The sequence below is a fragment of the Parvimonas parva genome (genome assembly GCF_016552165.1).
Classification (GTDB): Bacteria; Bacillota; Clostridia; order Tissierellales; family Peptoniphilaceae; genus Parvimonas; species Parvimonas parva.
In genome coordinates, this window is record NZ_JACVDA010000001.1 from 107,810 (window position 1) to 120,739 (window position 12,930).

The 12,930-nt window shown below is 31.8% G+C and carries 13 protein-coding genes; all 13 read left to right on the top strand.

Annotation, left to right across the window (positions count from 1 at the left end):
- The first annotated feature begins 13 nt into the window (after positions 1–13).
- Positions 14–148, top strand: a complete 135-nt coding sequence (locus tag IBJ83_RS00430) for a YvrJ family protein (RefSeq protein WP_082713903.1) — start codon at positions 14–16, stop codon at positions 146–148.
- Between the two features lie 8 nt (positions 149–156).
- On the top strand, positions 157–942 hold the full coding sequence (locus tag IBJ83_RS00435; RefSeq protein WP_201274907.1) for a peptidoglycan amidohydrolase family protein: 786 nt from the start codon (positions 157–159) through the stop codon (positions 940–942).
- Positions 943–1,091: 149 nt separating this feature from the next.
- Positions 1,092–2,633 (top strand): C69 family dipeptidase, encoded by a 1,542-nt coding sequence (locus tag IBJ83_RS00440; protein ID WP_201274908.1) that lies wholly within the window; start codon positions 1,092–1,094, stop codon positions 2,631–2,633.
- Positions 2,634–2,778: 145 nt separating this feature from the next.
- Positions 2,779–4,326 carry an ABC-F family ATP-binding cassette domain-containing protein gene (locus IBJ83_RS00445; protein ID WP_201274909.1) on the top strand — a complete coding sequence of 516 codons (1,548 nt, stop codon included), beginning with the start codon at positions 2,779–2,781 and terminating at the stop codon, positions 4,324–4,326.
- Between the two features lie 162 nt (positions 4,327–4,488).
- Positions 4,489–4,683: a hypothetical protein gene (locus IBJ83_RS00450; protein ID WP_068473420.1), complete on the top strand. Its 195-nt coding sequence runs from the start codon at positions 4,489–4,491 to the stop codon at positions 4,681–4,683.
- Positions 4,684–4,746: 63 nt separating this feature from the next.
- A complete protein-coding gene (gene pyrB, locus IBJ83_RS00455; protein WP_201274910.1) occupies positions 4,747–5,667 on the top strand; it encodes an aspartate carbamoyltransferase in 921 nt (306 codons plus the stop codon).
- Positions 5,667–6,110, top strand: coding sequence for an aspartate carbamoyltransferase regulatory subunit (locus IBJ83_RS00460; protein ID WP_201274911.1), 444 nt, complete (start codon positions 5,667–5,669; stop codon positions 6,108–6,110). The genes pyrB and IBJ83_RS00460 overlap by 1 nt, the downstream gene beginning before the upstream one ends.
- Positions 6,094–7,281 carry a dihydroorotase gene (locus IBJ83_RS00465; protein WP_201274912.1) on the top strand — a complete coding sequence of 396 codons (1,188 nt, stop codon included), beginning with the start codon at positions 6,094–6,096 and terminating at the stop codon, positions 7,279–7,281. The genes IBJ83_RS00460 and IBJ83_RS00465 overlap by 17 nt, the downstream gene beginning before the upstream one ends.
- Positions 7,281–8,135, top strand: a complete 855-nt coding sequence (pyrF, locus tag IBJ83_RS00470; RefSeq protein WP_201274913.1) for an orotidine-5'-phosphate decarboxylase — start codon at positions 7,281–7,283, stop codon at positions 8,133–8,135. The genes IBJ83_RS00465 and pyrF overlap by 1 nt, the downstream gene beginning before the upstream one ends.
- Complete coding sequence (locus IBJ83_RS00475) at positions 8,125–8,853, top strand: dihydroorotate dehydrogenase electron transfer subunit (protein WP_201274914.1); 729 nt, start codon at positions 8,125–8,127, stop codon at positions 8,851–8,853. Before pyrF ends, IBJ83_RS00475 begins: the two co-directional genes overlap by 11 nt.
- Entirely contained in the window at positions 8,853–9,749 is an 897-nt protein-coding gene (locus IBJ83_RS00480; RefSeq protein WP_201274915.1) for a dihydroorotate dehydrogenase, read from the top strand. The genes IBJ83_RS00475 and IBJ83_RS00480 overlap by 1 nt, the downstream gene beginning before the upstream one ends.
- 21 nt (positions 9,750–9,770) lie before the next feature.
- Positions 9,771–10,352 carry an orotate phosphoribosyltransferase gene (gene pyrE / locus IBJ83_RS00485; RefSeq protein WP_201274916.1) on the top strand — a complete coding sequence of 194 codons (582 nt, stop codon included), beginning with the start codon at positions 9,771–9,773 and terminating at the stop codon, positions 10,350–10,352.
- 229 nt (positions 10,353–10,581) lie between these two features.
- Positions 10,582–12,555, top strand: a complete 1,974-nt coding sequence (locus tag IBJ83_RS00490) for an LPXTG cell wall anchor domain-containing protein (protein ID WP_201274917.1) — start codon at positions 10,582–10,584, stop codon at positions 12,553–12,555.
- Positions 12,556–12,930: the final 375 nt, after the last annotated feature.

Here is a 12,930-nt window from a genome sequence, read left to right on the forward strand (position 1 = left end):
GAAAGGGGTTAATATGGAAAATATAATTTCAAATATCTCAAATGTTGGTTTTCCAGTAGTTTTATCTGTATTTTTGTTACTCAGGTTTGAAAAGAAGATTGATGAGTTGACAAAGGCAATAAATGAATTGGTGGTTAAACTGAAATAGGAGATTTTATGATAGATATAGAAAAGACGATACAATGGTTTGAAAATAGAAAAGGCAATGTTTCCTACTCCATGCAAAACAGAAACGGACTTTATAGTTACGACTGTTCATCTTCGATTTACTATGCTCTTAGAAGTGGTGGAGCAAGTAGCAATGGCTGGACGATAGATACGGAGCGTGAACATTCTTGGCTTTTGCAAAACGGTTTTGAAAAAATTACGGACAATGTTCCTTGGAATGCTAAAAGAGGTGATATTTTTGTTTGGGGAAGAAAGGGAAATAGTAGTGGAAGTTTTGGTCATACGGGAATTTTTATTGATGAAAATAGAATTATCCACTGTAATTATTCTGCAAATGGAATTTCTGTGGATAACCACGATAGATTGTGGATAAATGCAGGAAAACCACATTTTTATGTGTATAGATTAAAGGAACAACAAGGAGAGGAATATATGGAGCTTTTGAATGTAAAAAGCAAGGTAAAAGGAGTCTATTCGATAGATAGTCTGCCCTGGTTTTGTGAAGATAAGAGTATGATTGGAACGACTGAAAAACACCAAAACGAAGAAGTAACTCTAACTCGAAAATGGGGAAGTTATTACTATGTTAAGGAGCTTAAAGGCTGGGTTGATTACAGAGCTTTCATAAACGAAAAAGCTATAAATGACATAGCAAAAGAGGTCATACAGGGAAACTGGGGCAACGGAGAACTAAGACGTGCAAAACTTGAAAATGCAGGTTACAACTATGGAGAAGTTCAAAAAGAAGTTAATAGATTATTAAAAAATAAATAGTTTTATATTATGAAAGACAATTAATGGAGAAACCGTTAATTGTTTTTTTTTTGTGAAACAACAAAAATATTTTTACTTTTTTGTAAATTTGAGTTATAATATAAGTATGGTTAATAATTATTATTAACATAATTTTAAGGAGGTTTGTTATGTGTACTACAATTCTTATCGGAAAAAAAGCAAGTTATGATGGGTCAACTTTAGTTGCTCGTATTGAAGATTCTTCAGCAGGAATGTTTAAATCAAAAAAATTTATTGTTGTTGAACCTAAAGATCAACCAATTCATTACAAATCTGTTCGTACAGATTGTGAAATTGAATTACCTAAAAACCCTATGCGTTATACTTGTCTTCCAAATGTAAAAAAATGGCGTGGAGTTTGGGGAGCTTGTGGCGTTAATGAAAAAAATGTTTCAATGACTGCAACAGAAACTATTACTACTAATGAAAGGGTTTTGGGAGCGGATCCTCTAGTAGAATTTGAACCGGGTATTATAAAAAAAGGTGGAATAGGGGAAGAAGACTTTGTTGTAATTACTCTACCATATATAAATAGTGCTAAAGAAGGTGTTGAAAGGCTTGGCGCTCTAATAGAAAAATACGGAACTTATGAAAGTAACGGAATTGCTTTTCAAGATGTTGATTCTATTTGGTGGTTTGAAACAATAGGCGGTCATCATTGGATAGCAAGAAGAGTTCCTGACGATGTTTATGTTGTTATGCCGAACCAATTCGGACTTGATCATTTTGATTTTGAAGATGCTTATGGAGAAAAGAATGACTTTATGTGTTCATCAGATTTGATAGAATTTATTGAAGAAAATTTCCTTGACTTATCTACTGAAATGTCTCTTGAAAAAATTCTTGATGATTTTGAAGAAGGTCTTGACTATGATGAAGATAAAGACTATAAAGATCCTTTCAATCCGAGAATTGCTTTTGGAAGCCATTCCGATGCGGATCATACTTACAATACACCTCGTGCTTGGGTAATGCTTAAATATTTTAATCCGAATACTTTCGATTGGAGTGGAGCAAATCCTCGTTTTAGACCGGATAGTGATAATCTTCCTTGGTGTATGATTCCTGAAAAGAAGATTACAATAGAAGATGTTAAATATATTATGTCTAATCACTATCAAGGAACTCCTTACGACCCATATCTAAAGAGTGGAGACTTATCACAAAAAGGAAAATTTAGACCTATAGGTATAAATCGTAATGATGTTTTGGCTTTAGTTCAAATAAGACCATACATGCCTGAAGAAATCAGAAGTATTGAGTGGCTATCTTTTGGATCAAATGTATTTAACGCAATCGTTCCGTATTATGCAAATATTACAAAAACACCTGAATATTTGGAAAATACAACACTTACTCCAACAACAGATAATTTCTATTGGATAAATCGTATTATCGGAGTAATTTGTGATGCACATTTCCCATCAACTGCATCTCATATTGAAAGATATCAAAATGCAGTTCAATCAAAATGTCGTACAATTTTAAATAAATATGATAAAGAATTTTTAAAGAAAAAATCAAAGATAAAGAATGTTCACGAATTTTTAGAAAAAGCAAATGATGAAATAACAGACTTTGTAAAAGACCAAACAAATGATTTACTTGATAAAACACTTTTCACAGCAAGTTGTGAAATGAAAAACGGATTTTCAAGATCAGATGCTTAAAAGACTTTAATTAAAAAAATTGCCGTCAGAAATGACGGCTTTTTTTGTTGGAATATACTTTCTTTTAAATCAGTCCTTAAAATTTTTACTTAAATGAAAAAATATGGTAAAATATGTAGAGCTATAACATACAAAGGAGAAAAAAATGAGTATCTTAACTGTAAAGAATTTAAGCCATAGTTTTGGTGGGCGTCAAATACTTAAAGATGTAAATTTTAGACTTTTAAAAGGAGAGCGTATCGGTCTTGTCGGTCCAAACGGAGAGGGAAAGAGTACCTTTTTAAATCTTGTTACGGGAAAACTTGAGGCTGAGGAAGGAACTATTGAATGGGCAAAGCGTGTTAGAATCGGTTATCTTGACCAACATTCTGTAATTTCTTCTGAAATGACTGTTCGTGATGTTTTAAAATCTGCTTTTTCATATCTTTTTGAAGTTGAAAGTGAGCTTAATGATATTTATATGAAGATGGGCGAATTAACCGGTAAAGAGCTTGACGATATAATGCTTGAGGCTTCCGAGCTTCAAGAACTTCTTGAAACAAATGACTTTTATATGATTGATTCAAAAATTGATGAAATTGCTCATAATATGGGACTTAAAGACTGGCTTGAAAGACTTGCATCAGATCTTTCAGGTGGGCAACGTTCCAAAATTCTACTTGCAAAATTGCTTTTAGAAAAGCCTGATATTTTACTTCTTGACGAGCCTACCAACTACTTGGACGAGGAGCATATAAATTGGCTTAGAAGATATTTACAAAACTATGAAAATGCATTTATTTTGATTTCTCACGATATTTCATTTTTAAACTCGGTAATAAATTTAATCTACCATGTTGAAAATTGTGAAGTAAATAGATATGTTGGGGATTATGATGAATTTTTAAGATTAAAAGAGTTAAAACAAAGACAATTGGAGTCTGCATATAAAAAGCAACAACAGGAAATTCAAGAGCTTGAGGACTTTGTTCAACGTAATAAGGCGAGAGTTGCTACAAGGAATATGGCGATGTCAAGACAAAAGAAACTTGATAAAATGGAAAAAATTGAACTTGTTAGAGAAAAACCAAAGCCTGAATTTTATTTTGAAACTGCTCCGTCAACGAGTAGGTTGATTTTTGAAACAGAGGACTTGGTAATCGGATATGATAAGGCGATAAGCAGACCCTTAAATCTTCGCATGGAAAGAGGCGACAGAATTGCAATTGTCGGTGCAAACGGACTTGGGAAAACAACTCTTATAAATACTATTTTAGGGAATATCAAAGCTATTTCAGGCTCTGTTCATTTCGGACAAAATTTATCTATCGGATATTTTAAACAAGAAGAAAATTATGATAACAACAAGACTCCAATCGATGAAATGTGGGAAAAATTTCCAAGCTGGGAGCAATTTAGAATTCGTGCCGCCCTTGCAAAATGTTCGTTGACAACTGTTCATATTGAATCACAAATGAGGGTACTAAGTGGTGGAGAACAGGCAAAGGTAAGACTTTGTAAAATATTAAATGAAAAGACAAATATATTAATGCTTGACGAGCCTACAAACCACCTTGACCCTGAATCAAAAGAGGAACTAAAAAGAGCTTTAAGAGAATATAAAGGAGGAATTTTCCTAATCTCACACGAAAAAGACTTTTACACAGACATAGCAACAGAAATTTGGAAAATGGAGGACTTTTCATTGCTTTAAATTGATTTGATTACAATCGAATATAGTGTTTGATTACTTAAATATAGAATGTTGGGAATAATTTTTTTCAGATTATTTTTTGAAAAACTGTCAAAAATGTATTGACAATATAATTTTATTGGTGTATAATAATCAAAGAAAAATTGAACGGAGGTAAAATTTATGTCAAATACAGTTAAAAAATTGGTTACTAATATCAATAAGACTTACTTAACCGACTTTTCTGTTTTTGGTTTTAAATTTTCTCATTTTAATAATTTTAATATATTAGCCGGAAATTCATTTTTTAAAAGTTGGATTACCGGCTTTTCTTTTAATTCAATATTTGTCTTTAATAATTTTAATTTTAGGAAATAACTTTTGTTATTTCCTTTTTTTTGTAACAAAATATGATTAAATAAATTTAATAGGAGGAAATGTATGAAAGAATTTAGAAATTTGGTTAGTAGTGAAGATTTTTCATGTGAAGAATTACTTGAGCTTATGAAGTTAGGGGCAGAAATTTTTAACAATCCTGAAAAATTTTCTGAAAAATGTAGAGGTAAAGTTTTAGCATCTCTATTCTTTGAACCTTCAACAAGAACAAGACTTAGTTTTGAGGCGGCTATGCTTAGACTTGGTGGAAGTTGTATAACAGTTCCTGACCCAAAGGTTTCATCAGCAACTAAGGGAGAAAGCCTGCAAGATACTATAAGAACTGTTGGCTCTTATTCAGACATAATTGCTATGCGTCATCCGCACGAGGGTTCTGCTGAACTTGCAAAGGAAGTAACTCCTGTTCCTTTCATTAACGCAGGGGACGGCGGTCATCAACACCCAACTCAAACTCTTACAGATTTACTTACAATCTCTCAAACTAAGAAAACTTTGGAAAATATGACTATCGGTCTTTGTGGGGATTTGAAATTTGGGAGAACTGTTCACTCTCTTGTAAAGACTCTTTCAAAGTTCAAGGGAAATAAATTCATCTTCATTTCACCTGTTGAGCTTGTTATTCCTGAATATATAAAAATGTATCTAAACGAAAAAAATGTTGAGTTTATAGAAGTTAGAACTATTGAAGAAGTTATGGATAAGCTTGATATTTTGTATATGACAAGAGTTCAAAGAGAAAGATTTTTCAATGAGGCTGATTATGTAAGACTTAAAGATACTTATATTTTAGATAATCAAAAGATGAAAAATGCAAAAGATGATATGATAATTCTTCACCCACTACCAAGAGTAAATGAAATTGCAACTGAGGTTGATTCTGACCCGAGAGCAAAGTATTTCAATCAAGTTAAATTTGGGATGATAATCAGAATGGCGCTAATCTTAAAATTATTGGAGGTAAAATAATGTTAAATATAAATAGTATTTCAAACGGAATTGTAATCGACCATATTAAACCGGGTCTTGGTTATGAAATTTTTAAACTTTTAGAATTGGATAAAGCTGATTACACAGTGGCACTTATAATGAATGCCGATTCTAAAAAATATGGAAAAAAAGATATGATAAAAATTGAAAATGTAATAGATGTTGACCTTGCGATTTTGGGATTAATCGACAGAACTTTAACTGTAAATATAATTGAAAATGAAAAAATTAAAGAAAAACTTTCAATGATTTTACCTGAAAAGGTAGAGGGCTTTATAAAATGTAAAAACCCACGTTGTATAACTTGCCACGAAAATGTTCAAAATAAATTTATATTAGTTAATAGAGAAAAGGGAATTTACAGATGTAATTATTGTGATAACTTATATACTTGTGGAGGGAATGTTGAAAAAAATAATTAAAAATGCTGTTTTAGTGGATAAGGATACAAATAAATCCGGAGAAATTAAAATTGAAAATGGAAAGATTATAGAAATTGGAGAAAATTTAAGTTTTGATGAAAGTTATGAAATTATAGATGCAAATGGAAAGACTGTTATGCCGGCTTTTGTGGATTTACATGTTCACTTTAGAGATCCGGGCTTTACTTATAAGGAAGATTTAAAGACGGGCTCACTTTCTGCACTAAGAGGTGGTTATACAACTGTAAACACAATGGCAAATACAAAACCGATTTGTAGCGACCTTGAAACTTACAACGACATAATGAAAAGAGCTAAGGAGCTTGACTTAGTTGATATAAATCAGATTGTTGCAGTAACTCAAAACTTTGACGGAGAAAATTTAGTTGATTATTCAAAATTTGAAAATGCAAAATTTTTATCCGATGATGGTAAAGGGGTGCTTTCTGAAACTACAATGTATAGGGCGATTTTGGAGGCGAAAAAGTTTGATAAGGTGATTATGATTCACGCCGAAAGTGAACTTTCAAAGGTTGATTACAGAATTGCAGAGGACTTAATGACTTTAAGGGATATTTACCTTGCAAAAAGACTTGATGGAAGAATACACATGTGCCATGTAAGTACGGTTGATTCGTTAGAGGCTGTAAGACGTGGAAAAAAAGAGGGCGTCCGTGTTACTTGTGAAATAACTCCTCATCATATTGCGCTTTGGGATAATTCATACAGAGTTAATCCACCGATAAGAGAAAAGGCTGATGTAGATGCTTTGATAGAGGGAATTTTGGACGGAACTGTTGATGCTATCGCAACAGACCATGCACCACATACAATGGAGGATAAGGCAAACGGAAGTCCAGGACTTGTTGGGCTTGAAACGGCATTTGCAATCTGTAATACAAAGCTTGTAAAAGAAAGAAATATCGATATGAGAGTGCTTTCAAAAGTTATGTCCTACGGTGGAGCAAATTTAATGGGAATTAAAAAAGGCTTAATCAAAGAGGGATATGACGCAGACTTGGTTATAGTTGATGAGAATAAAAAAATTGTTGTAGATGCAAGTAAATTTGCATCAAAGAGTAAAAATACACCATTTGATAAAATGGAGCTTTACGGAGAAGTGCTTATGACAATTAAAGCCGGAGAAATAAAATATAAAGGAGAAATGTAATGATAATAGATAAATTATATGAGGCAGTAAAAGAAAAAGGATTTGTTTGTGTTGGTCTTGACAGTCATTTGGACTACATTCCAAACTATATAAAACAAAAACACGAAAAACTTTCAGACATAATTTTTGAATACAACAAGGAAATAATTGATGCGACCTGTGATATTGTTGCAATCTACAAGCCACAAATCGCATACTATGAGGCAAACGGACTTGAGGGTCTTATCGCATATCAAAGAACTTTAAGATATCTTAAAGAAAAAGGACTTTTAAGTATCGGCGATGTTAAAAGGAGCGACATTGCAAGTACTGCAAAGGAATATGCAAGGGCGCATTTTAAAGGAGAGTTTGAGGCAGACTTCATCACTCTTAACCCATATATGGGAATGGATAGCATAACTCCGTATTTAGATTACTTAAAGACGGGTGAAAAGGGAGTTTTCGTTTTACTTAGAACTTCAAACGAGGGCGCAAAGGACATTGAATGTCTTGAATATCAAGATGAACCACTTTATTTTAAAGTTGGGGATGAGCTTAAAAAATTTGCTGATAGTTTAACTTCAGAATGTGGATATTCTCCACTTTGCTATGTTGTTGGAGCAACTCATAGTCAAGAGGCTAAAAAAATTAGAGAAAGATATAAAAATATTTTCTTCTTATTACCTGGATATGGTGCGCAAGGAGCAAAGGCAGAGGACATTAGAACTTATTTGAACGACTTTAATGGTGGAGTTGTAAACTCTTCAAGAGGTATCATAAAATATTACCAAAAATTTGAAGACGGCGAAAAAAGATTTGCTCACTACACTAGAGAGGCTGTTTTAAACATGAGAAAGGATATTTATGGAAAATAAATCATACGAAAAAGTTGAAATAATTTTAAACGAAAAAATTGCCACAGATATTTATAAAATGGTGGTTAAGGGAGAGTTTAAAGCTAGAGTTGGACAATTTTATATGGTTAAATGCTTTGAGGACGGGAACATGCTTCCTCGTCCTATAAGCATCTGCGATATGGAAGATGACAAGCTTACTTTTCTTTATGCAGTTGTCGGCAAGGGAACGAAGATTATGTCCGAAAAGAAAGCCCGCGACTTTATAGAAATTTTAGGACCTTTAGGTAACGGATTTTCTATTGATGAGTTTAAGGGCAAAAAAGTTGCACTTGTTGCAGGAGGAATCGGAATTGCACCGATGTTGTATTTGGCAAAAAAATTAGATGCTAAAACTGATTTATACGCAGGTTTTAGAGATGAAACATATTTTACTGAAGAATTTAAAGAGTTTACAGAAAATACATATATCGCAACAAATACAGGAAGTGTTGGACATAAAGGTTTCATAACAGAAATAATAAAAGAAGATTATGATGTAATTTATTGTTGTGGACCAAATCCGATGATGAATTCCATTAAAAACTTAAGTCTTGACATACCGGTTTATGTTTCACTTGAGAGCAGAATGGGTTGTGGAGTAGGTGCTTGTTTGGCTTGTAGCTGTAAAACAAAAAACGGAATGAAAAGAATCTGTAAAGAGGGACCCGTTTTTGAAGTTAAGGAGGTGAATTTTTAATGTTAGAAGTGGATATTTGTGGAGTAAAGTTTAAAAATCCGGTTATCACAGCCTCAGGAACTTTTGGTTTTGGTAGAGAATATGCAGAGTATATCGATTTAAACAGACTCGGTGGAATCTCAACAAAAGGACTTACATTTGCAGGAAAAGACGGAAATACGGGAATTAGAATTTACGAAACACCTGCCGGGATAATGAACAGTATCGGACTTCAAAATCCGTCCGTACCGACTTTTATTGAAGAAGATTTACCTTTTATGGAAAGCTATGATACACAAATCTTGGCCAACATTGGAGGCTCACAGCTAGAAGATTATTTGAAATCTGTTGAATTAATCAATAAGACAAATATAAAAATAATTGAGTTGAACATTTCTTGTCCGAATGTAAAATCAGGCGGAATGGCTTTTGGAATAAAATGCGATATAGCAGAGGGAATTGTTAGAAAAGTTAGAGAAAATACAGACAAAGTCCTTATGGTAAAGCTATCTCCAAACGCCGAAAATATAAAAGAAATGGCAAAAACTTGCGTTCAGGCGGGAGCTGATTGCCTTTCACTTGTAAATACATTCAATGCATTGGCGATTGATATTTATAAAAGAAAAGCAGTTTTCGACAATGTAACAGCAGGACTTTCAGGTGCTTGCATAAAACCGATAGCACTTAGAATGGTTAGAGATGTTGCCTCAGTTGTAGATGTTCCTGTAATTGGAATGGGTGGCATAATGGATTGGAAAGATGCAATAGAATTTATTATGGCAGGAGCAACAGCAGTGCAAGTCGGTACAGCGAACTTCATCAACCCGAAAGTTTGCATTGACATAATTGAGGGAATGGAAAAATTCTGTAAAGAACAAAACATAAAAAACTTACAAGAAATAAGAGGGATTATTTAATTTTAGTATAGGAGGAAAATTATGGAACAAAGAGTATTAGAATTATTAAAAGAAAGCGAAGCGTTATTAGAAGGACATTTTTTATTATCATCAGGAAAACACAGCGACAAATACGTTCAATGTGCAAAACTTTTGATGTATCCAAAAAAAGCAGAAGAAGTTTGTAAAGTAATTAAGAAAAAAATAGAAGATGCGAAAGTAAAAGTTGACGCAGTAGTTGGACCTGCAATGGGTGGAATCGTAATTGCTTACGAATTAGGAAGAGCATTAGGCGTTAGAGCTATGTTTACCGAAAGAGAAAATGATGTAATGACATTAAGAAGAGGATTTTTCATCCACGAGGGAGAAAATGTGCTTGTAGTTGAGGACGTAGTTACAACCGGAAAATCTTCATTAGAAACAATCAAAGTATTAAAAGAACATGGAGCCAATGTTGTAGGAATCGCATCAATCGTAGATAGAACAAATGGAAAATCAAATATCGAATATCCACTTTTTCCCGCAATCGCATTGAATGTACAAGCTTTTGAAAAAGAAGAATGTCCACTTTGTGCTGACGGAAAAATCGAACTTGTAAAACCCGGTAGCAGAAAGAAATTTTAGTAAAATTTATTTGAGCATCTAGTTTTAGATGCTTTTTTTTTTACAAAAAAACATAACAGCACTTTTTTACGATAATTATCCAAGCGAGATTTTAAAAAAATTTTTTCATTTCATAAACATTTCATATTTATTTCACAAATATTTCACATTTTATTGTTAAAATAATATCACAAATAAAAAATAAAAATAAAATAAAAAAAATAAAATTAAAAATTAAGGAGATTAAATTATGAAAAAACAAAAAATAGAAAAATGCGCAATGGTTTTGGCCCTGTCGTCAAGCATACTTTTGTCAAAAGTAGATTTGGCAATAGCTAAAGAAAATGTTGAGGTAAATCCTACAAAAATTGACTACAAGGCTAAGATCGAAAATAAAATTGAGATTATAAAAAAAGAAATAGCGAAAATGGAAAAAGAATTATCAGAAAAAATAAATGAAAGAGAAAGATTACTTAAAGAAAAATCTGAAATTTCTGATAAACTATCCAAGGGAAATAATAAATTATCCAAGGGAAATGATAAATTAGCTAAGGAAATTGATGAATTAAAAAATAAAATCAAAGAACTTGAAAGTAAACAAGAAGAAAATAAAAAAATGCTTGAGTCTTTAAAAGAAAAACTTCAAAAAGCTAATGAAGAAAAAGAAACTTTAGCAAAAGATCTCAATGCAAAAGATCAAATGATAGATGAAATAAAAAAACTTGATCCAGCAAATAAAAAATCTATTGAAAACACCTTAATAACAGAAAAACAAAAAGAAGAGGAAAGTTCAAAAAAAGTAACAGGATTAAAGGCAAATCTTGAATCTGCAAAAAAAGAATTAAAGAAAAAGGAAGCTGATTATGTAAAAGAAAATGCTCTTTTAGAAAGATATACAGCTGATTTGGCTAAGTATGAACAAGAGCTTTCAAAAGCTAAAGAAGAAAGAGAAAAAATTCAAGAAAGTTTAAACAATATAATTGCCAATAAGACAAGCCTTATACAAGAAATCACTGATTTGAAAGCAAATGAAAATAAAAATGAAGAAGACAAAAAAAATTTTGAGGATCAATTAAAGGTTGTTAATGCTAGTTATGAATTGAAAAAGGCTGAATTGCAACAATTGATAGATAAACATCCGGATTTTGAGGAAAAATTAAATAATAAAACACTAAAAGGTGTAATCGACAAAATTAAGCAATTAAAAAAAGATATAAAAGAACTTGAAAATAAAAGAATTGGTGGAGAAAGTGCATTAAATATTATAAAACAAGTAAAAGAAAAACTTGGAAAAGAAATTTCAGAAAAACAAAAAAAGCTTAAAGATTATAAAAATTTAGAGGCTAAAAAAGCTGAACTTGACAAAAAAATTGAGCGTTTAGAAAAAGGTATTGAAGATATGAAGAAAAACAAGCCAGAAACTGAAAAAAAGGTTAATGAGCTTAAAGTAGCAAAAGAAGAACAAGAAAAAGTTTTGGAAAACGCAAAAAATGATTTGCAAGCAGAAGAGGAAAATCTTAAAAATATTCAAAATACCATTAAAGAAAAACAAAATAAATTAAAGGCTGTAGACAACAAAGAGCAAGCAATTAAAGATCTTGAAAAAGAAAAAGCAAAAATTCAAGAAAAAATTGTCGCAAATGAGAAAGAAATAGAAAAATTAGAAAAAGAAAAAAATGATAGCAATGCTTTAAGTAAAAAGACAGCAAATGATATAAAAACTCTAAAAGAAAAACTTTCAAAACTAGAAGAAAAAATGGGACTTAAAAGTGCTATGCCAATGGCAGTATCACTAGAAGAAGTGAAACTAGATAGAAAAGCTCTCGAAGATAGAATAAAAGAGATAGATGAACGAATCAAAAAGTTAGATATAGAGATTAAAAATCTAAGAGAAAAAATTGCAAAGAAAAAATTACTATTGGCTAGTTTAGAACAAGAAGAAAAGGCAAAACAAAGAAAAGAACAAGAAGAAAGAGAAAAACAAAGAAAAGAACAAGAAGAAAAGGCAAAACAAAGAAAAGAACAAGAAGAAAAGGCAAAACAAAGAAAAGAACAAGAAGAAAAGGGAAAACAAGGAAAAGAACAAGAAGAAAGAGAAAAACAAAGAAAAGAACAAGAAGAAAAGGCAAAACTTCCAAAAACGGGAATAGAAAGCCAAGGTTCGATTATATTAAGTTTAATTGCATCAGCTGTTGGCGCATTTGCTCTTAAAAAGAGAAAATAATTTAACAAAAAAAGAGGAGAAACCCTGTCATAGCATAGATAAAGTCTAATTATTAAGTATCATTAGTAATTTAGAATTAAATAAATTTGACCATAGGAAATAAGCTCTCTTAGGGGCTGTAAATTAGGGATTTAATTTCTTAAAAAATTATCGGCATGATTAGTAGAAATACTAGTTATGCCGATTTTTCTATATTATGATTAATATCAACTATTCCGATATAGTTCCACTGTATCCAGATGGTTTGTGCAGGAAAAGTGCCGTCTTACCATTCATAAGCCACACAGCATCTTTCCTATAGTCAGCATCTAAAGTAAAGAAGAACTCCAAAAGACTATCAAAGGTAATTTCAAAGACTTCTTTTTCAGCTGTAGC